Here is an 18,718-nt window from a genome sequence, read left to right on the forward strand (position 1 = left end):
ACCGTCGAGGACACTTGGCGCCATATCGGCAACCTCGGCGAGGCGATCCAGCCTCGCGAATGCGCCAACTACTTCGCCAACGCCGGTTACGCTTCAGTCAAAATGTGAAATGCTCTAGTCGCAGTGTGTTGCTGCCGCTATTGCAGGTCGGTCACAGTCGGGGGCTGTCGGCAAGGCGAGAAAAAGGCACCCGGTCGTACGGCGAGTGTGAAGTTTTTCGTATTATACGTCAAAGACTTAGCGCACATAGCCAAGCGGCCGAATACCGCGACAAATCGAGCAGGATTGTTAGCCTAACCCATCTGGCCTAATCTTCGCGCGTGCAGGTCACGGTGCCTGCTCGTGCAGTCAATTTGAAAGTCCCGCCCTCCAGTGTCGCGGTTCAGAAATTCGCTCCATCATTTGCTGCGCGTCCGAGGAGCGAATTTCTGAACCATGAATGACAATAAAAACTTTGCTAGTGTCCTGATCGAATCCGAAGCTCGCTCGAAGGGTGCTGCGAAGTCTGGCGAACTTCGGATTCGAGACACTAGCGCAACAAGAAGAAAACAAGTCGATGAACGAAACTGTCACGCATACACACGACTTCCGCCTCGTGAGTTATCCGGTCCGCGTCTACAGCGGCAAGGATGCGCTTGAGAACCTGCCGTCGGAGCTGGGACGCAACCGCGCCAAGCGCGCATTCATCATTTGCGGACGTTCGGTGTCGCGCAACACGCCGCTGGTCGCGCGCGTGCGCGATCTGCTCGGCGAAAATTTTGCCGGCATGTATGACGAGATCGGCAAGGACACGCCCTATGAGAACGTGATCGCGGCGCGCGACAAGGCGCGTGAGGCCGGCGCCGATCTCCTGATCGCGATCGGCGCAGGCAGCGTGATTCAAGGGACGCGCATCGTCGCCATCCTGCTTGCCGAGAAGGAGCCGGTCGAAAAGCTCATCACGCAATATCCGCCCGGCATGCCGGCGATCAGTCCGAGATTGATGGCGCCGAAGCTGCCAATCATCAACATCCTGACTGCGGGTTCGTCGGCGCAGAATCGCGCTGGCTCGCCGATGAAGAAGCAGGGCCACGCAGGCCGGATGGAATTCTTCGATCCGAAAACGCGCCCCGTGGCGCTGTTCTGGGATCAGGACGCGCTGCTGACTGCGCCGGTCTCGATGGTTTGCGCCTCGGGCGGCGCGATCTACTGGCGAGCCATCATGAACATGGGTTATACGCACGCGACGCCGCTTGCAGATCTCGCCCGTCGTCAGGTGTTCGAGATCGTTAGCGGTGCGCTGCCGCGACTGAAAGATCCGCGCGACGCCGCGGCCCGCACCGACCTGTGCATCGCGACGTTCCTGCAAAACAGGGAAGTCGACGATGGCGGCGGATCCGTACGTCACTGGGTGAGCAGGGTCGTCTATGCGTTTGCCGCGAGCCTGTTCAATCTGCACGAGCACGTGTCACAGGGCGCGGCGCATTGTGCGATGACGCCGGCGGTGATGCGGCGGTTGGGCTCGCGCGATCCGGCGGAGATGTGCGCGATCGCCAGTGCGCTCGGTGTCTGGAAGAAGGGAGATCCGGTGGCGGAAGCACCATTTCGCGCCGCGGACGAACTGGAGAAGGTATTTGCCTCGATCGGCATGCCCGTGAACCTGTCCCAACTCGATGTTCCGCGGGCAAGCGCCGAGAATATCCTCAACGCCTCGCTGAAGAACTTCAATGCCGATCCCAAGCAGGAATTCGTCAAGGAGAAGGAATTGCTGCGCGAGGTGCTGGACGCTACCTGGTAGCGCGCAGTCGCCTTCCATGGCGGTGCGCGCAGGCGAATACCGTTGACAATACAATGCGTTGGTGATCGCATCGAGGAACAGAACAAAAACAAGGGCGGGCCAACCGCCACCACATCATCCGGAGGATTTGCGTCATGAGGCGTCGCGACTTTCTAAAAGCCGCTGTGGCAGCCGCAGCCGGCGGCTTGTCGGCATCCATTGCTTCGGTATCCGCGGCTTCGGCGCAGGCGACGGCCTGGCCGAACAAGCCGGTCAAGCTGATCCTTCCCTACGCGCCGGGCGGCGCCACCGACCTGATCGGTCGGCCCTGGGCCGACAAGCTGAGCCAAGCGTTCGGCCACCCCTTTATCATCGAGAATCGTGGCGGGGCGGGCGGTATGATCGGCACCGAGGCCGTGTCGAAGGCGCCTGCCGATGGCTACACCTTCTTGCTGACGCCGTCGGCGCCGCTGAACATCCTGCCGACCTTGCGGCAGGTGCCTTACGATCCGCTCACAAGTTTCACGCCGGTGGCCCGGGTCGGCGATCTGATCTCGGGCTTCGTCATTCATCCGTCGGTCGGCGTGAAGACGTTTGCGGAGATGCTCGATTACGCGAAGAAGAATCCCGGCAAGCTCACCTTCGGTTCGGCCGGCCTCGGCACCTCGACCCACATGCGTGTGGAGATGCTGAATTATCGCGCCAAGGTCGAGATCCTGCACGTGCCGTATCGTGGCAGCGCTGATGCGCTGAACGATCTTCTGGCCGGCAGTATTCATATGATGAACGAGATCAATCCGCTGCCGCACGTTCGTGCAGGCAAGCTGACCCTGCTCAATCTCAACGCATCGAAACGCTCGTCGGAATGGCCCGGCATCCCGACGCTGACAGAGCTCGGCTATCCGAATTCGGACGTTCCGAGCTGGTATTCGATCCAGGCGCCGGCGGGCACGCCGACGGATATCATTCAGGCGTTCAACACCAAGGTCATCGAGATCGGCAAGACAGCGGACATGCAGGCGACGATGACCAAGCTCAGCGTCGACCTGCCGTTCCAGACGCCGGCACAGATGGTCGAATTCCTGAAGAATGACATCAAGGCCAACCAGGAGGTCATCAAGGCGGCGAATATCAAGCTGGAGTGATCCGGCGGGCCGCGGGCACGGATAAGACCCAATGACCGGGCAAGATGACAAGGGAGATGAAGTCGGAATGAAGCGTCGTGAATTCCTGAGCCTGGCCGGTGCGGCCGCGCTCAGTGGTGTGGCTGCGCCCTATGTGTCGGCGCAGGAGGCGTCCTGGCCGAACAAGCCAGTCAAGATCGTCGTTCCCTATGCGCCTGGAGGGGCGAGCGACATGATCGCCCGACCCTGGGCCGACAAGCTCGCCCAGGCATTCGGCCAGCCCTTTGTCATCGATAATCGCGGCGGCGCAGGCGGCATGATCGGGACCGAGGCGGCGGCCAAGTCGGCGCCGGACGGCTATACGCTGCTGATGACGCCGAACGGGCCGCTGACGATCATTCCGAGCCTTCGTCAGGCGCCGTATGACGCGACCAGTGACCTGGTGCCTGTGGGGCGAATCGGCGATCTCGTCTGCGGCTTCGTCATTCACCCGTCTGTCGGCCCGAAGACGTTCGCCGAGATGATCGAGTACGCGAAGAAGAATCCGGGCAAGCTCAACTACGGTTCAGCGGGTCTTGCGACCGGCACGCACATGCGGCTCGAGATGCTGAAGCACAAGACCGGCATCGACATCACCCACGTGCCTTATCGCGGCAGCGCCGATGCGCTGAACGATCTGTTGCCCGGCAACATCCAGATGATGAACGAGATCAACGTGCTGCCGCATGTGAAGGCCGGCAAGCTGATCTTGCTCAACATCAACAATCCAAGACGCTCGGTGGAGTTCCCTAACGCGCCGACGCTGACCGAACTTGGTGTTGCCGGCGCCGACGAGCCGATCTGGTATTGCAGCTTCGCGCCCAAGGGAACGCCGAAGGGCATTATCGACAAGCTGAATGCCAAGATGCGCGAGATCGCTGCGACCGACGAAATGAAGCAGCGGATGCGCGAAGTCTCAGCCGACGTGCCGCTGCAGACGCCGGAAGAGATCGCCGCGTTCATGAAGAACGACTTTGCAACGAACGCCGAGCTGATCAAGGTGGCCAAGGTGAAGCTCGAATAGGCGCGAGCGACCGCTGGCCGCGGCGGTAGCGCGGGTGGAGAATTCATAAGAAATTCCATTGGGAGGCTGAGCATGAAGCGTCGCGATTTCCTGAAGCTGTCGGGAGCCGCTGCGATCGGGAGCTTTTCCATCGCACGGGCCTCGGCGCAGGCGACCGCCTGGCCGAACAAGCCGGTGAAGCTGATCCTGCCCTATGCGCCCGGCGGGGCGACCGACCTGATCGGGCGGCCCTGGGCGGACAAGCTCAGCCAGGCATTCGGCCAGCCTTTCGTCATCGATAATCGTGGCGGCGCGGGCGGCATGATCGGCACCGAAGCGGCGGCGAAATCGGCGCCGGACGGCTACACTTTCCTGCTGACCCCGAACGGTCCTTTGACGGTGCTGTCGGGCTTGCGTCAGTTGCCTTATGATCCGCAAAAGGACTTCGCGCCGGTGGGACGCGTCGGCGACCTGGTCTGCGGATTTGTCATTCACCCGACGACCGGCATTAAGACCTTCAAGGAGATGGTGGACTACGCAAAGAAGAATCCCGGCAAGTTGAACTACGGATCGGCCGGGCTCGGCAGTTCGGCGCACATGCGTATCGAAATGTTGAAGTACAAGGCAGGCATCGACATTACTCATGTGCCCTATCGTGGCAGTGCCGACGCGCTGAACGACCTTCTGCCCGGGAATGTGCAGATGATGAATGAGATCAACGTGCTGCCGCATGTGAAGGCCGGCAAGCTGACGCTGCTCAATATCAACTATCCGACCCGCTCGCCGGATTTTCCCGATACGCCGACGTTGACCGAGGTCGGCCTGCCGAATGCCGATGTTCCAATCTGGTACTCGATCCATGCGCCCGCCGGGACACCAAAGGATGTCATCGAGAAATTCAACGCCAGGATCGTCGAAATTGCCGGCACTGACGACATGAAGGCACGGATGCGTGAGATCAGCGTCAACGTGCCGCTGCAGACGACCGCGGAAATGGCGGCATTTCTCAGGACTGACCTCGCCGCGAACGGAGAGGTGATCAAGGCGGCGAATGTGAAGCTGGAGTGACGGCCCGGCCCAGTCTAGAAGGCAATTCGCACAAGGCGCAGATCGCATCTGCGCCTTGTGCACGACTTGTCGATGCAAGCCGCTTCCACTAAGCCGCTCGAACGCAAAACTGCAGGACTCCGATGGATACCGTTTACCGGCTCGAAGGCTCGCACGTCGTCACCGGACCCATGGCCGGTGGACCGTGGGATCCGAAGATGCAGCACGGTTCGGCCCCGTCGGCGCTGATCGTCGCCGTGGCGGAAACAGTGCCGACGGCGGTACCGATGCGGGTCGCGCGGCTGACGGTCGATTTGATGCGTCCGATACCGGTCGCGCCGCTTCAGATCAAGACAGAGGTGCTCCGCGAGGGACGGAAGATCCAGCTCTGCAGCATCGATTTGATTGCCGATGGCAAGCTGGCCGTACGCGGAACCGTGCTGAAGATCCGGCGCGAGCCCTATGAGCTGCCCGGTAATGTCAGCGACGAGCCGGTCGCGTTGCCGCCGGCCGCCAGCGGGCATCTGGCCAAAGGAAAAATCACCGACAATCCGTTTATGGCCTGTCTCACCATGCGCGTGGTCAAGGGCGGCTTCAACGAGCCGGGCCCCGGAGCGGTCTGGTTTCGCGTCGAACGGTCGATCATCGACGGTCGGTCGAATTCTGCGGCGATGCGAGCCGCGATTGCTGCGGACTTCTGCAACGGCGCCTCGTCGGTGCTCGATTTCCGCTCATGGACCTTTATCAACGGCGATCTTTCGGTCAGCCTTGCGCGCGATCCGGTGGGGGACTGGATTTTGCTTGATGCCGAGACATGGCTCGGCCCCGATGGCAGCGGGATCGCGTGCGCCAGACTAGGCGACGCACAAGGATATTTCGGCCGCGCCGCACAAAGCATCCTGATTGAACCGCGGGGGCGCTGAGTTTTTCGCACCAAGTGCGACCTCACTGCAATCCGCGGTCGGCAAAAAAGCAGGCATTCGCCTCTTGAAAAACGCGGCCGCGCGCGGCAAATCAACTCCCAAGATTTCCCCCGAGAGGTATTGACCGAAGATGGGCTTCAAGGACCCAAAGCTTGACGACCGCCAGCGCGCGGCCATGGAAGCCAGGAAGGCGCTGCTGGAGAAGTTTAAGGCGAAGCCGGGCCCGGGCGATCCTGAATACGAGGCGCGCAAGAAGGAGCGGGAGGCGATCCTCGCCGCACGTGCCGAGCGCGAGGCCGCCAAGCAGGCCGAACTGGCGGAGAAGGAGCGGTTGGCCGAGCTCGAGCGGCAAGAGGCTGCGCGACGTTTGCAGGAAGAGCTCGACCGCAAGGATCGTGAGCGCACCGAACGCGAAGAGCGCGAAAAGGAAGAAGAAGCGCAGAAGAAGGCCGAGCGCGACGCCAAGTACGCCGCCCGCAAGGCCCGAGCCAAGAAGCGCTAGAGCCTGTATTTGAGCCGCGGCAGGAAGCGGCCTGGAATGCTGCCTGACGGCGTGACGCCGTCGTCGATTGCCCCCATCCGCCGGTAGAACCCGGCCGCGCCCGGATCCGCTTCGATACGCAACCATTTCGCGCCGTTTTGCCGCGCGGTGTGGGCTGCCCAATCGAACAGCCTGCGACCTGCGCCGTTACGCATCGTCGAGGGCGCAATGAACAGCTTAGTCAAATCGGCCTCGTCGCCCTCGATAGCGACTTGGACGACGCCGGCAATTTCGTCACCTTCGACCGCCACTTGCACGGAAGATGTCGCGCAGTCGGCCGGTGTCAGCGTCAGCTCGGCCGCGCATGCCAGCATGAATGCCTCGTCATAGCCCCAAACGGCCTTCGAGCGCAGGCAAAGTTCCGTCAATAGCGCGGCTTCATCAGGGCGGGCAGGGCGCAGATGCATGATCTCAGACTAACAGGTCGAGGTGCACTGGGCAGGTGTCTTGGCGTGCAAAGGCAGGCGCGAATGTCCTTGACGGACTGAATGATGATCATCATGCTAACGGCCAACAACAATGAAGGGAAACCCCATGGCCGCCGATCGACGCGCGACCGCCGCTATTATCGGCGCCGGTGATTTCATCGGCGGGGCGATCGCAAAGAAATTCGCCGCGGAAGGCTTCACCGTCTTCGCCGGACGCCGCAACGGCGACAAGCTCGCCCCGCTCGTCGCCGAGATCGAGGCCGCCGGTGGAAAAGCGATAGGACGGGCCCTAGACGGACGCAAGGAAGACGAGGTCATGGCGTTCTTGAGGGATGCCGACGCTCATGCCCCGCTTGAGGTCTGCATCTTCAACGTCGGTGCCAACGTCAATTTCCCCTTCACCGAAACCACCGAGCGCGTGTTCCGAAAAGTCTGGGAGATGGCCTGCTACGGCGGCTTTCTTGCTGGTCGCGAAGCGGCGCGGCTGATGCTGCCGCGCGGGAAGGGCGCGATCTTCTTCACCGGTGCGACTGCCAGCCTGCGCGGAGGCGTCGGCTATGCGGCGTTCGCCAGCGCGAAATTCGGCTTGCGCGCGCTGGCGCAGAGCGCCGCTCGCGAGCTTGGGCCGAAGAATATCCACGTCGCGCACCTGATCATCGATGCCGGCGTGGATACTGCCTTCGTGCGCGAGCGCATCAAGGCGCGCGAAGGCGAAAAGGCGCTGGAGAAGCTGCCGCCGGACCGGCTGATGCGGCCCGAAGCGATCGCCGACGCGTATTGGCAGCTTTATCAGCAGCCGCGCGACGCCTGGAGCTTCGAGCACGAGATCCGCCCCTTCGGCGAAAAATGGTGAGGTGAAGCCATGTCCAAGGTCGAGTTTCACTTTGATTTCGGTTCGCCGAACGCTTACCTCGCCCACCTCGTTATTCCCGACATCGAAAAGCGCACGGGCGTCAAATTTGAGTATGTGCCCGTCCTGCTCGGCGGCGTCTTCAAGGCGACGAACAACCGCTCACCCGCTGAAACCACGGCCGGCGTGAAGAACAAGGGGGAATACGGCAAGCTGGAGATGCAGCGCTTCATCAAGAAGCACGGCATCAGGAACTTCGCGTTCAACCCGAACTTTCCGGTCAATACGCTGATGCTGATGCGCGGTGCAGTCGCGGCCGAACAGCTCGGGATCTTCTCACGTTACATCGACCAGATGTATCGCTTCATGTGGGCCGAACCGCGCAAGATGGACGATCCGGCCGTCGTCACGGCGACGTGGAAGGAATGTGATTTCGACGCCGACAGGCTGACGGCGCTGATCCAGGATCAGGCGGTGAAAGACAAGCTCCTCGCCAACACGCAGAAATCGGTCGAGCGCGGCTGCTTTGGCTCGCCGACCTTCTTCGTCGGCGACGAGATCTTCTTTGGCAAGGATCGCCTGCGCGATGTAGAAGAGATGATTGTCGAAACCAAAGCGGCGTGAGCGGAGTGCGATCCGCGGGAAAATGCGCCGGAAGCAAAGATCGCAATGCCGCCCGGCGATTATCCAATTCCCTTTGCAGATGCTGGCTCTTATCCCGTTCGCGCGGGAAATCTGGTGCATCCGCTGATCGACGGCGAGCCGGCATTCCGCCGCATCTGCAAGGCGGTTGAAACCGCACAGCACAGCGTCTGGCTGACGGTCGCATGGATCTGGGATGCGTTTCGCATGCCCGATGGCCGTGGATCGTTGTTCGACGTGCTCGATGCGGCCGCCGGGCGCGGCGTCGACGTGCGGGTGATTTTCTACCGGCACACAGTGGAAGGACCGTTTCCCCGCCATATGGTGTTTCAGGGAACGCCCGAGCAGCGCCTGTGGCTGGAGAGCCGCGGCTCGCGCTTGCGCGTGCGCTGGGATTCGACGCCGGTATGGTCGTTCCATCATCAAAAGAGCTGGATCGTCGATGCCGGCTACGACTCAGAGGTTGCCTTCGTCGGCGGGATGAACCTGAAACCGTCGGCCGTGTCGACGCGTGGCCATGTCTGCCTTGACGGTAAGTCTCAAGATCATGACGCCTATGCGGAGATCGCCGGTCCCTGCGCCACCGACGTCCATCATAACTTCGTCCAGCGCTGGAACGAGGCCAGCGAGCGGCACAAGGACGACGGGCTGTTCGGCCACCTGCACACTGATACGCTGCCGCTGCCGTCGCGGTTGTCGTCGCCACGTGGTGCCGTTACGGCTCAGATCCAGCGTACGATCCCCAATGGATGTTACGCGGATGGTCTTTGGGCGTTGCGTGACGGGCCGTTCGATATCGCAGGCGGCGAATTCTCGGTTGAGGACCAATACGCACGCGCCATCGACGCCGCACGGCACGCGATCTACATCGAAAACCAGGCCTTCAGTTCGCCGGCGATGATCGCTCGGTTGAAGCGGGCCTTGCAGCGCGGCGTGCAGGTCGCTGCAGTCGTGCCCGCGCAGGGCGAGCATCACATGCGGCAGTTTCGGGAACGACCGGAGCACCAGCCGACCTTCGATCTGATCGCGGCCTGCGGCACGCATAAGAATTTCACACTTGCGGGTCTTGCCGGTCTGATGCCGGACGGATCACGTTGCGATGTTTACGTCCACGGCAAGCTGATGCTGGTCGATGATATCTTCGCGACGATAGGTTCGACGAATTTTGCCGATCGCTCGTTCCGTAGCCAGACCGAGTTGAATATCAGCTTCCAGAACGCGGCGGCGGTCAAGGCGCTGCGCTGCGATCTGTTCGAAGAGCACCTTGCGCACGACACCTCGCAGCTCGGCGCCGCCGATGCGTTACGCCTGTTCGCTGCGACCGCGGATGCCAACGCCAGACGCCGAGCCGCGGGCGATGTTGCCTGGCAGGGGCTCGCTTTCAAGCTCAATCCCGCGACCTATGCGAGTTGAGGTCGCCGCCGGTGTCCGTGCGTTGCCGTCATAGCTGACCGGCCTAGACGACCTTTGCCAGGATCGTGTTCATGTCGGCCTGCGAGAAGGCGCGCAGTGTCTGTGTTCGCACATTGCCGCTCTTGCCAAGGGCCAGTCCGAGGGCGGTCATCGTCATCTCGTCGGGAGCGTCGGCGATCGCAACAACATCGTACTGACCAAGCGTCCAGTAGATGTCCTTGACGGTGGCGCCGGAATCCTTGGCGAGATCCTTGAAGGCTTCGGCGCGCTTGATCGTGTCCTTGACGTTGCGTATCCCCTGGTCGGTGAAACTTGCGAGCATGATATAGGTCGCCATGGTGCACCTCCTTTTGGAGACTTCCCACGGAGGAGCCTAGTCTCGCGACCGGCGCGGAGCCAATCACTTTGCCGATCACGCGACGTTCGGTAGCGCCGCCAAGATGAGGACCTTGACTAGGCGTGGTCACCAGGGCGCATCGCCTCTGTTGCGCTGCAAAGACGGGATGTCTGCATCGTTTTTTGCCGAACTATGAAGGGCTCCTTTCATTGACCGACCGGCCTGCCAGCCCCATCATAGTGATGGATCCAGCATGTTTGTCGGCTGCTGCGGCACCATCAAAGCTGCGGCCGGCGCAGGTCGCACTGACGAGGCAGAGAAACGGAGAGCAACAATGTCGGTCGAGTTCATCGGCTTCATCGGCAACAACAACTCGTCCGAGACCACGCCGCGTTCGGGCCCGCTGCTCGACGTCACCCACATCGAGACGCTTGCGAAGGCGCATGAGTATGCCGGCTTCGACCGCGCGCTGCTGGCGTTCCATGCAACGCTGCCCGACTGTCTGCAGGTCGGGCAACATGTCGCCTACGCGACTGAGCGGCTGAACGTGTTCATCGCGCAACGGCCGGGTTTCACCGCGCCTACTCTGTTTGCCCGGCAGTTCGCGACGCTGGATCACCTGACCAGGGGGCGCATCTCGCTGAACGTCATCACCGGCGGCGACTCGACCGAGCTTGCGCAGGATGGCAACACAATCGACGACAAGGACGAGCGCTACGTCCGCACGCGCGAATTCCTCGACGTCGTGCGCGCTGAATGGACCAGCGAGAAGCCGTTCGACTACAACGGCAAGTACTATCAGGTGAAGGGCGGCTTCTCGCAGATCAAGCCGTATCAGCGCAACGGGATCCCGGTGTTCATTGCCGGTGCATCCGATGCGGCGATCGAGGTGGCTGGCCACCATGCGGACGTGTTTGCGCTCTGGGGCGAAACCTACGACGAAGTACGCAACATCATCGCACGGGTGAAAGCCGCCTGCGCCAAGCAGGGTCGCCCTGCGCCGCGCTTCAGCCTCTCGTTCCGGCCGATCCTCGCCGACACCGAAGAGAAGGCCTGGGCAAAGGCGGAAGCCCTGCTCGAACGGGCGAAGGCGGTACAAAATAAGACCGGATTTGCACGCAAGGCAGGCGGCCCTGCCAATGAAGGTTCGAAGCGACTGCTGGCACTCGCGGCCAAGGGCGAGCGGCTCGACAAGCGGCTGTGGACCGGCATGGCAGCGCTCACCGATGCACGCGGCAACTCGACATCACTGGTCGGTACGCCGCAGCAGGTCGCAGAGTCGCTGCTCGAATATTACGACCTCGGCGTGGACATCTTCTTGATCCGCGGCTTCGACCCGCTCATCGACTGCATCGAGTATGGTCGCGAGCTGATGCCGCTGGTGCGCAAGCTGGTCGCTGAACGCGACAAGACCCGCGGCGTTGCAGCGGAGTAGGGAATAGCGAAGAACTGTAGCCCGGGTGAGCGCAGCGACACCCGGGTCCAAGCCTGCGGCAAGTATCCCCGGATGTCGCTTTCGCTCATCCGGGCTACAGGCCGTTTACAACGACGCTTACGGCGCAATATCGTAATGGTTGGCGACGATCATTTCGGAGGCAAGGCTTCTGTATAGCGCGTTGGCCGCTTCGTCTTCCTCGCCGATGTCGGCCTGCACGAACATGACCCAGGCGCCGCATTCGCGAGCGATCCCGCCAAGGCGGCGGATCAGCGCGGTCGCCACGCCCTTTCGCCGATGGTCGGCGTGAACGGCGAGATCGTAGATATAGATCTCGCTTCGCTCCTGCTCGAACTTCTTCAGTTCATAGGCCGCAAGACCGCCGATGACCATGCCGTCCGGATTGAGCGCCACCACGGCGGAGAAGGTCTCGTCGCGCAGTCGCGCGACTAGATATCCATCGCTCGGCGGCGCCCCCTGAAAAGTGCCGGGCTCGCCGAAGACCTCGCCGAACAATCGCAGCAGGTCCTTCATCTGGTCGAGATCGCCGACATCAAGCCGCTTTGTCGTGAAGCTCATGGCGCGGCGTCCTTCAGGCTCACCCGGAACCAGTCCTCACCAGGATGCGCCGGCTTTCATGCAGGCAGCGCCGGCGGGATTGGCCGTCCAGAGCTCGAACCCGTCCGCTGTCGGCTGCGCATTGAGGGTAAGGGGACCGTCGAACAGTGGATTGACGCCGCGATGGATGAAGCTTTTCGGAGGCACGCCGCCGCGAAGCTCGATTGCGTATTCGAGCAGGAGCGCCGCCTGCAGCGGTCCGTGCACGACGAGACCCGGATAGCCTTCGACGCCTGTCACATAGGGACGGTCATAATGGATGCGATGGCCATTGAAGGTCAGCGCTGAATAGCGAAACAGCAGCACGGGATCGGCGGTCAGCGGCTTCGAATGTGGCGCCTTGGGCGCCGTCGGGGGCGGAGAAGGCGGCTTGCCGTCGGCCGGCGGCGGATCGCGATAGACGATGTTCTGTGTTTCCGTCAGCGCCACGCCGCGTGGTGTCGCGTAGGTATGATCGACGGTAACGAAGCAGAGGGAACCGGTGCTTCCGGTCTTCAGTTCCACGTTGGAGATTTTGGACTGACGGGTAACAGCATCGCCGACACGCAGCACGTCAGTGAACACTGTCTGGCCGCCGGCCCACATCCGGCGTGGCAACGGTACCGGCGGCAGGAAGCCGCCGCGGGCAGGATGCCCGTCGGGGCCGATCTCGGCCGCGGCGACGATTGGCAGCATGTAGCACCAATGCATCGTCAGAGGCGCCGGGTCGCCGGTCTTCGGCTCTCCAGGATCAAGGAAAAGCGTCGCGCGCAGGCCCTGCACCATCCGCGCCGTAACGACGTCGGCGGCTTCTTCGACCTTGCCGATCCACTTGCGCAAGTGATCGAGATCGAGTTTCGCGGTTTCGCTCATGTCTTGCTGCCTGCCTTCTTGAGGATGGATTCGGTGTCCGAACCGACCGCCGGTACGCCGCCGTAGCTGCGCTTTTCGCCGACGACGATCGGCGCCGGCGCGGGCATGGCGACCCGGCCGCCGGGCGTGTCGACCTCGATACGCCGCAGATGCGGGTGCGACGCCAGGTCGTGCGCCGTGTTGACCTCGCCATAGGCGATGTCTGCCTTGTCCAGCCGCGCGATCAGTTCGTCGCGCGTCAAAGATCCGAACAGGTCGCTGACGGCTTTGTCCGTTGCCGCACGGTTCGTCACGCGCGCGACCATGCTGTCAAAGCGCGGATCTTCCGGCAGCTTCGGCATCTCCATGACGATCGCGCAGAAGACCTTCCACTCCCGCTCGCTCTGGATGGAGATCAGGATGTCCTTGCCGTCTTTCGATCGGAACGCGCCGTAAGGGGCGATGGAGGGATGCGAAAGGCCCATGCGCGGCGGCGGCTTGCCAGCTTCGGTATTCATGAGCGGCACCGACATCCAGTCCGCCATCACGTCGAACATCGAGACCCGAATGTCCGCGCCCTGTCCCGTCCGTGAGCGCGCGAACAGCGCCTCTAGGATCGCCGCGTGGGCTGTCGCGCCGGTGGAAATATCGACGACAGAAATGCCGACCCGGGTCATTTCGTCCGGGCTGCCAGTCACCGAACAGAGGCCGCTTTCGGCCTGGATCAGCAGGTCGTAAGCCTTGCGCTGGGCGTAAGGCCCGCTGTCTCCATAGCCGCTGATCGAGCACATGATCAGTTTCGGATAGTCCCTGCGCAACCGTTCGCGGGAAAACCCGAGTTTTTCGAGCGCACCCGGCTTGAGGTTCTGCAGCAGCACGTCTGCGTCTGCGATCAGCGTTTCGAGCTGCCTGCGGCCCTCGTCGCTCGCCAGATCGATCGTCACGGATTTCTTGCCGCGGTTGAGCCAGACGAAATAGCTGCTCTGGCCCTTGATGTTGGCGTCATAGGCGCGAGCGAAATCGCCTTCGGGACGTTCGACCTTGATGACTGTCGCGCCCGCATCGGCGAGACGTGTCGCGCAGAACGGTGCGGCGACGGCCTGCTCGAGCGAGACGACGGTGATGCCTGCCAGGGGGAGCATCGGCGGGGCTCAGTACGAACGCGGCATGCCGAGAATGTGCTCGGCGATGTAGGACAAAATCAAATTGGTCGAGATCGGCGCGACCTGATAGAGCCGCGTCTCGCGGAACTTCCGCTCCACGTCGTATTCCTCGGCAAAGGCGAAGCCTCCGTGAGTCTGCACGCAGGCATTCGCCGCCTCCCAGGCCGCGTCCGCTGCAAGCATTTTCGACATGTTTGCCTCGGCGCCACAATCGAGGCCGGCTTCGTAGAGGCGCACAGCCTCGCGCACCATCAGTTCGGCGGCGCGCATCGACGCATAGGCCTTCGCGATCGGAAACTGGATACCTTGATTCTGGCCGATCGGCCGGCCGAACACCACGCGCTGGTTGGCGTAGTCGGTCGCCTTCTTGATGAACCACTTGGTGTCGCCGATCGATTCCGAGGCAATCAGGATGCGCTCAGCATTCATGCCCGAAAGGATGTAACGGAAGCCCTTGCCTTCCTCACCAATCAGGTTCTCGGCCGGCACTTTCAGATTGTCGAAGAACACCTCGGTGGTGGAGTGGTTCATCATGGTGCGGATCGGGCGGATCGTCAGTCCGTGGCCGCGCGCCGCTTTCATGTCGACAATGAATACCGACAGGCCGTCGGTACGCCGCGCGGCCTGTTCCTTCGGCGTGGTGCGCGCGAGCAGGATCATCAGATCAGAATGTTCGGCGCGGCTGGTCCAGATCTTCTGGCCGTTAATCACGTAGTGATCGCCCTCGCGCTTCGCGGTCGTCTTCAGCGACGACGTGTCGGTGCCGCTGGTGGGCTCGGTGACGCCGAACGCCTGCAGCCGCAACTCGCCGCTGGCGATGCGCGGGAGCCACTGCTTCTTTTGTGCCTCGCTGCCGTGCCGCAGCAATGTGCCCATTGTATACATCTGCGCGTGGCAGGCACCGGCATTGCAGCCAGCGCGGTGGACCTCTTCGAGGATCGCGGTTCCCGCCGAAATCTTCAGACCCGCCCCGCCGTATTCCTCCGGGATCAGCACGCCGAGATAGCCTGACTGGGTGAGCGCCTGTACGAATTCGGTCGGATAGGCCATCTCACGGTCGAGCTTGCGCCAGTACTCGCCCGGGAACTGCTCGCAAAGCTTGGCAACTGCGTCGCGGATGTCCTGGTGATTGTCGTGCACGGCTTGGGCCTCGGCACTCGCAGCATTCATTGGCGGGTTTCCATCCTTCTTCGATCCAAGCAATAGCCCGGCCTTGCCGGCCGGGCTACACCGAAAAAGCAGGGGTTGAAAAGCCGTCTCGGCGTTTTGGTATAGGGCGTTATGCCGCGATGCGGACGGGCAGGTGCTCGTAGCCTTTGATGAAGCTGGAATAGACTCGCTTCGGCTCGTCCATCAGCTCGATATTGTCGAATCGCTTGAGGATTTCCTCCCAGACGATCTTCAGCTGCAACTCGGCTAGCCGCAGGCCGACGCAGCGGTGGATACCGAAGCCGAACGACAGATGCGTGCGCGGTCGCTTGCGATCGATGACAAACTCGTAAGGGCTGTCGATCACCTCGTCGTCGCGATTACCCGAGACGTACCACATCACGACCTTGTCGCCGCGCTTGATAGCCTTGCCACGCAGTTCGGTATCTGCAAGCGCGGTGCGGCGCATGTGCGACAATGGCGTCTGCCAGCGGATCACCTCCGGCACGAAGCTTTCCACCAGTCCCGGATTCTCCTTCAGCTTCCGGAATTGCTCCGGAAACTTGTTGAGGGCATAGACCGCGCCGGAGAGCGAATTGCGGGTGGTATCGTTGCCGCCGATGATCAGCAGGATCAGGTTTCCGAGGAAATTGCGCTCGCTCATATGTCGCGTGGCTTCGCTGTGGGCCATCATCGACAACAGATCGTGCTTCGGCGGCTGCTTGATGCGTTCGCCCCAGAGCTTCTTGAAATAATCGCCGCACTCCTCGAGGATCACCTGCTTCTCGTCGAGAGTCTCGATCATACCGGCGCCGGGAACTGCGGTCGCAATATCAGACCAGTAGGTCAGCTTCCGCCGCTCCTCCCACGGGAAGTCAAACAGGGTAGCCAACATCTGCGTGGTCAGTTCGACCGAAACTTTGTCGACCCAGTCGAAGGTTTCGTTGCGCGGCAGGTTGTCCAGGATCAGGCAGGCGCGCTCACGGATGGTTACAGCGAGCTTGTCGAGATGCGTCGGCGTGAACATCGGCGCGACGGTCTTGCGCTGGGGACCGTGCTGCGGCTGGTCCATGGAGATGAAGCTCGGCCGGCGGAGATCAGGGCGGGAGTCGCGAATGGTGATGCCGCCAAGACTGGAGTCGGACGAATAGACCTGGTGATTGGTCTCGACCTCCATGATGTCGTTGTACTTCGTTACCGACCAGTAGGGACCGAATTCGCTCTCGCGGCAGTAGTGGATCGGGTCTTCCTTGCGCAGGCGGTCAAAGTAGGGCCAGTGGCTGTCGGTTGCGAACAGCGTTGGGTCGCCGACGTTGATCTCGCTGAGCGGAATGGACCAGGCGCGGTCTTCCGCCTCTCTGGCGCTGAGCGTGCCATGCATGGGCTTCATCCCTTACCGATCATCCGGTCGAGCTGCCTTGGACGATCGCGTTGTTGTTGGCGCAGCAGTCGTTCGATTATTGGCACCATTGCTGACCGGAGCAAGCCACGCAGATGACCGCTTTCGGTATGCTGATCTGTGTTTTCTGCCTTTCCGGATGCGTTCGCAAACCTCCGATCGGCTCTCGATCGGAAAGAAAAACGGCGAAGTGGGACGTCCGTAAAGGTTGGTTAAATTTGTTCAAATACAACCGTGCCGGGGTTAATCTGGGGAGCTTTGGCGGTGATGCTGGGACGGGAATTACATGCGAAGTTGGATGCGCTGAGCAAGGCGCAGGCGGTCGTTGAATTCGGTTTGAACGGCGCGGTTATCACGGCCAACGAGAACTTTCTGCGCATTCTCGGCTACAAACTCGATGAAATTCAGGGGAAGCATCACAGTCTCTTCGTCGAGCCGGCCGCAAAGGAGAGCGCCGAGTATCGCGAATTCTGGGCCGCGCTCGGTCGCGGCCAGTTCCAGGCCGCCGAATACAAGCGGCTCGCCAAGGACGGCAGGCCGGTCTGGATCCAGGCCTCCTACAATCCGCTGCTCGGCAGGAATGGCAAGCCGTACAAGGTTGTGACATTCGCGACCGATATCACCGGTCAGAAAACCCGCAGCGTCAATTACGAGGGCCAGGTCAGGGCGATTCACAAGGCGCAAGCCGTTATCGAGTTTAATCTCGACGGGACAATCATCACGGCCAACGAGAACTTTATCAGGACGGTCGGCTATGCGCTCACCGATCTTGAGGACAAGCATCACAGCATATTCGTACCGCAGACCATGCGTGACTCGAGCGAGTACCGCGATTTCTGGGAGGGGCTGCGCAACGGCAAGCATCAGGTCGGCGAATTCGAGCGCATCGGCAAGGGTGGCCGGCGCATCTGGCTGCAGGCATCCTATCATCCGATCTTGGATGCCGGCGGCAAGCTCTGCAAGATCGTAAAGTTCGCGAGTGATATCACCGAGCAGGTCGAGCGCCGGCTTGAGCGCGCAGAGGCTCAGCGCGCCATCGATATCGATCTTGGCGAGATCACCGAGGCGGTCTCCTCGACCAATGGCCAGGCGTCGGCCGCAGCTGCGGCATCGACCCAGACTGCCGGAAACATGCAGGCCGTCGCCTCGGGCGCCGAGGAACTGGCGGCGTCGGTCAGCGAGATCAGCCGACAGGCGGCGGATGCGCTCTCGATCTCGACCAAGGCGGTCGAGCAGGCAAACGAAACCAACCAGATCGTCTCCGGTCTGGCGCAGGCCGCGCAGAAGATTGGCGATGTGGTGAAACTCATCAACAGTATCGCCGATCAAACCAACCTGCTGGCACTGAACGCGACCATCGAAGCGGCGCGCGCGGGCGAAGCAGGTCGCGGCTTTGCGGTCGTCGCGTCCGAAGTGAAGAGCCTCGCAACGCAGACCTCGAAAGCAACCGACGAGATCAGCGGCCAGATCGCCGAGGTTCAGAATTCGACCGCCAGTGCGGTCAATGTGATCGAGACGATCACCCAGACGATTTCGCGCATCAACGAAATCTCCGCGGCGATTGCGGCATCGGTCGAGGAGCAATCCTCGGTGACACGAAACATCTCGGAAAACATGCAGGTCGCGGTGAAGGGCGTCAACGACATCAATGCGAGCATGACCGAGATCGCGAACGCGGCGCAGTCGGTGAATACGGCCACCCGCAAGGTCAAGGAAGCCTCGCGCGCTGTTGCCTGAAGCGCTAATGCGCTGGATTCGAGGTCCGTACCAGCATTTGCTGCGAGTCCTCAGGACGAACGTCAAAATCCAAAGAGTGCACTAGTTACTTAAAGTTGCCAGCGTTCCTCCCGCTTCTAATGTTCGCAGATGAAATGCCGCGAACGTTAGAAGCGGGACGGACGCTAGTGTCCCGAATCCGAAGTTCGCTGTACTTTGCAGCGAGCTCAGAGCGAACTTCGGATTCGATCAGGACACTAGCAAGTTTATGATTCTAGTGTCGTTTATGGATCAGAAATTCGCA

18 protein-coding genes and 1 pseudogene are annotated in these 18,718 nt (G+C 61.6%); 12 read left to right on the forward strand and 7 right to left on the reverse strand.

Annotation, left to right across the window (positions count from 1 at the left end; all coding sequences use genetic code 11):
- The 7 genes and pseudogenes from RCO31_RS34005 to RCO31_RS34035 form a co-directional block, all read left to right on the forward strand.
- Positions 1-108, forward strand: a pseudogene (locus tag RCO31_RS34005) (IS630 family transposase); the annotation flags it as partial.
- Positions 109-556: 448 nt separating this feature from the next.
- Positions 557-1,777: an iron-containing alcohol dehydrogenase family protein gene (locus RCO31_RS34010; RefSeq protein ID WP_308972826.1), complete on the forward strand. Its 1,221-nt coding sequence runs from the start codon at positions 557-559 to the stop codon at positions 1,775-1,777.
- A gap of 134 nt (positions 1,778-1,911) precedes the next feature.
- Entirely contained in the window at positions 1,912-2,901 is a 990-nt protein-coding gene (locus RCO31_RS34015) for a tripartite tricarboxylate transporter substrate binding protein (RefSeq protein ID WP_308972827.1), read from the forward strand.
- 31 nt (positions 2,902-2,932) lie between these two features.
- Positions 2,933-3,943, forward strand: coding sequence for a tripartite tricarboxylate transporter substrate binding protein (locus RCO31_RS34020; protein ID WP_308972828.1), 1,011 nt, complete (start codon positions 2,933-2,935; stop codon positions 3,941-3,943).
- 72 nt (positions 3,944-4,015) lie between these two features.
- Positions 4,016-4,990, forward strand: a complete 975-nt coding sequence (locus RCO31_RS34025; RefSeq protein WP_308972829.1) for a tripartite tricarboxylate transporter substrate binding protein — start codon at positions 4,016-4,018, stop codon at positions 4,988-4,990.
- A 122-nt stretch (positions 4,991-5,112) separates the two neighbouring features.
- Positions 5,113-5,892, forward strand: a complete 780-nt coding sequence (locus RCO31_RS34030) for a thioesterase family protein (protein WP_308972830.1) — start codon at positions 5,113-5,115, stop codon at positions 5,890-5,892.
- 130 nt (positions 5,893-6,022) lie between these two features.
- On the forward strand, positions 6,023-6,394 hold the full coding sequence (locus RCO31_RS34035; protein ID WP_308972831.1) for a DUF6481 family protein: 372 nt from the start codon (positions 6,023-6,025) through the stop codon (positions 6,392-6,394).
- On the opposite strand, the gene RCO31_RS34040 is transcribed toward RCO31_RS34035, so the two are convergent.
- Positions 6,391-6,840 carry a GNAT family N-acetyltransferase gene (locus tag RCO31_RS34040; RefSeq protein WP_308972832.1) on the reverse strand — a complete coding sequence of 150 codons (450 nt, stop codon included), beginning with the start codon at positions 6,838-6,840 and terminating at the stop codon, positions 6,391-6,393. The genes RCO31_RS34035 and RCO31_RS34040 overlap by 4 nt on opposite strands.
- Positions 6,841-6,967: 127 nt before the next feature.
- Here RCO31_RS34040 and RCO31_RS34045 point away from each other — a divergent pair, with 127 nt between their 5' ends.
- The 3 genes from RCO31_RS34045 to RCO31_RS34055 are packed head-to-tail and all read left to right on the forward strand — an operon-like array spanning position 6,968 to position 9,766.
- On the forward strand, positions 6,968-7,714 hold the full coding sequence (locus RCO31_RS34045) for an SDR family NAD(P)-dependent oxidoreductase (RefSeq protein WP_308972833.1): 747 nt from the start codon (positions 6,968-6,970) through the stop codon (positions 7,712-7,714).
- Between the two features lie 9 nt (positions 7,715-7,723).
- Positions 7,724-8,335, forward strand: coding sequence for a 2-hydroxychromene-2-carboxylate isomerase (locus tag RCO31_RS34050; protein ID WP_308972834.1), 612 nt, complete (start codon positions 7,724-7,726; stop codon positions 8,333-8,335).
- Between the two features lie 45 nt (positions 8,336-8,380).
- Positions 8,381-9,766 carry a phosphatidylserine/phosphatidylglycerophosphate/cardiolipin synthase family protein gene (locus RCO31_RS34055; RefSeq protein ID WP_308972835.1) on the forward strand — a complete coding sequence of 462 codons (1,386 nt, stop codon included), beginning with the start codon at positions 8,381-8,383 and terminating at the stop codon, positions 9,764-9,766.
- Positions 9,767-9,809: 43 nt separating this feature from the next.
- Here RCO31_RS34055 and RCO31_RS34060 read toward each other — a convergent pair whose 3' ends face one another.
- A complete protein-coding gene (locus tag RCO31_RS34060; protein ID WP_308972836.1) occupies positions 9,810-10,103 on the reverse strand; it encodes a GYD domain-containing protein in 294 nt (97 codons plus the stop codon).
- A gap of 334 nt (positions 10,104-10,437) precedes the next feature.
- On the opposite strand from RCO31_RS34060, the gene RCO31_RS34065 reads away from it, so the two are divergent.
- Complete coding sequence (locus tag RCO31_RS34065; RefSeq protein WP_308972837.1) at positions 10,438-11,538, forward strand: LLM class flavin-dependent oxidoreductase; 1,101 nt, start codon at positions 10,438-10,440, stop codon at positions 11,536-11,538.
- Positions 11,539-11,655: 117 nt separating this feature from the next.
- On the opposite strand, the gene RCO31_RS34070 is transcribed toward RCO31_RS34065, so the two are convergent.
- From RCO31_RS34070 to RCO31_RS34090, 5 genes are all read right to left on the reverse strand, one after another.
- A complete protein-coding gene (locus RCO31_RS34070) occupies positions 11,656-12,117 on the reverse strand; it encodes a GNAT family N-acetyltransferase (RefSeq protein ID WP_308972838.1) in 462 nt (153 codons plus the stop codon).
- 36 nt (positions 12,118-12,153) lie between these two features.
- A complete protein-coding gene (locus RCO31_RS34075; RefSeq protein WP_308972839.1) occupies positions 12,154-13,008 on the reverse strand; it encodes a MaoC family dehydratase N-terminal domain-containing protein in 855 nt (284 codons plus the stop codon).
- On the reverse strand, positions 13,005-14,129 hold the full coding sequence (locus tag RCO31_RS34080) for a CaiB/BaiF CoA-transferase family protein (protein ID WP_308972840.1): 1,125 nt from the start codon (positions 14,127-14,129) through the stop codon (positions 13,005-13,007). The genes RCO31_RS34075 and RCO31_RS34080 overlap by 4 nt, the downstream gene beginning before the upstream one ends.
- Positions 14,130-14,138: 9 nt before the next feature.
- A complete protein-coding gene (locus tag RCO31_RS34085; RefSeq protein ID WP_308972841.1) occupies positions 14,139-15,320 on the reverse strand; it encodes an acyl-CoA dehydrogenase family protein in 1,182 nt (393 codons plus the stop codon).
- Positions 15,321-15,429: 109 nt separating this feature from the next.
- The gene (locus RCO31_RS34090) at positions 15,430-16,680 is read right to left on the reverse strand and encodes a cytochrome P450 (RefSeq protein ID WP_308972842.1); all 1,251 of its coding nucleotides are present in this window, start codon (positions 16,678-16,680) and stop codon (positions 15,430-15,432) included.
- Between the two features lie 285 nt (positions 16,681-16,965).
- Between RCO31_RS34090 and RCO31_RS34095 the strand changes: the two genes are divergently transcribed.
- Positions 16,966-18,435 (forward strand): PAS domain-containing methyl-accepting chemotaxis protein, encoded by a 1,470-nt coding sequence (locus RCO31_RS34095; protein ID WP_308972843.1) that lies wholly within the window; start codon positions 16,966-16,968, stop codon positions 18,433-18,435.
- Positions 18,436-18,718 lie beyond the last annotated feature (283 nt).

The organism is Bradyrhizobium sp. LHD-71, assembly GCF_031157255.1.
GTDB lineage: Bacteria > Pseudomonadota > Alphaproteobacteria > Rhizobiales > Xanthobacteraceae > P52-10.

What these genes read in the sequence shown, in the direction of transcription:
- RCO31_RS34015 (WP_308972827.1), top strand. Translation starts at nt 1,912, where the DNA reads ATGAGGCGTCGCGACTTTCTAAAAGCCGCTGTGGCAGCCGCAGCCGGC.
- RCO31_RS34055 (WP_308972835.1), top strand. Translation starts at nt 8,381, where the DNA reads ATGCCGCCCGGCGATTATCCAATTCCCTTTGCAGATGCTGGCTCTTAT.
- RCO31_RS34030 (WP_308972830.1), top strand. Translation starts at nt 5,113, where the DNA reads ATGGATACCGTTTACCGGCTCGAAGGCTCGCACGTCGTCACCGGACCC.
- RCO31_RS34080 (WP_308972840.1), bottom strand. Translation starts at nt 14,129, where the DNA reads ATGCTCCCCCTGGCAGGCATCACCGTCGTCTCGCTCGAGCAGGCCGTC.
- RCO31_RS34075 (WP_308972839.1), bottom strand. Translation starts at nt 13,008, where the DNA reads ATGAGCGAAACCGCGAAACTCGATCTCGATCACTTGCGCAAGTGGATC.
- RCO31_RS34085 (WP_308972841.1), bottom strand. Translation starts at nt 15,320, where the DNA reads ATGAATGCTGCGAGTGCCGAGGCCCAAGCCGTGCACGACAATCACCAG.
- RCO31_RS34035 (WP_308972831.1), top strand. Translation starts at nt 6,023, where the DNA reads ATGGGCTTCAAGGACCCAAAGCTTGACGACCGCCAGCGCGCGGCCATG.
- RCO31_RS34040 (WP_308972832.1), bottom strand. Translation starts at nt 6,840, where the DNA reads ATGCATCTGCGCCCTGCCCGCCCTGATGAAGCCGCGCTATTGACGGAA.
- RCO31_RS34090 (WP_308972842.1), bottom strand. Translation starts at nt 16,680, where the DNA reads ATGCATGGCACGCTCAGCGCCAGAGAGGCGGAAGACCGCGCCTGGTCC.
- RCO31_RS34050 (WP_308972834.1), top strand. Translation starts at nt 7,724, where the DNA reads ATGTCCAAGGTCGAGTTTCACTTTGATTTCGGTTCGCCGAACGCTTAC.
- RCO31_RS34045 (WP_308972833.1), top strand. Translation starts at nt 6,968, where the DNA reads ATGGCCGCCGATCGACGCGCGACCGCCGCTATTATCGGCGCCGGTGAT.
- RCO31_RS34060 (WP_308972836.1), bottom strand. Translation starts at nt 10,103, where the DNA reads ATGGCGACCTATATCATGCTCGCAAGTTTCACCGACCAGGGGATACGC.
- RCO31_RS34065 (WP_308972837.1), top strand. Translation starts at nt 10,438, where the DNA reads ATGTCGGTCGAGTTCATCGGCTTCATCGGCAACAACAACTCGTCCGAG.
- RCO31_RS34020 (WP_308972828.1), top strand. Translation starts at nt 2,933, where the DNA reads ATGACCGGGCAAGATGACAAGGGAGATGAAGTCGGAATGAAGCGTCGT.
- RCO31_RS34025 (WP_308972829.1), top strand. Translation starts at nt 4,016, where the DNA reads ATGAAGCGTCGCGATTTCCTGAAGCTGTCGGGAGCCGCTGCGATCGGG.
- RCO31_RS34010 (WP_308972826.1), top strand. Translation starts at nt 557, where the DNA reads ATGAACGAAACTGTCACGCATACACACGACTTCCGCCTCGTGAGTTAT.
- RCO31_RS34095 (WP_308972843.1), top strand. Translation starts at nt 16,966, where the DNA reads ATGCTGGGACGGGAATTACATGCGAAGTTGGATGCGCTGAGCAAGGCG.
- RCO31_RS34070 (WP_308972838.1), bottom strand. Translation starts at nt 12,117, where the DNA reads ATGAGCTTCACGACAAAGCGGCTTGATGTCGGCGATCTCGACCAGATG.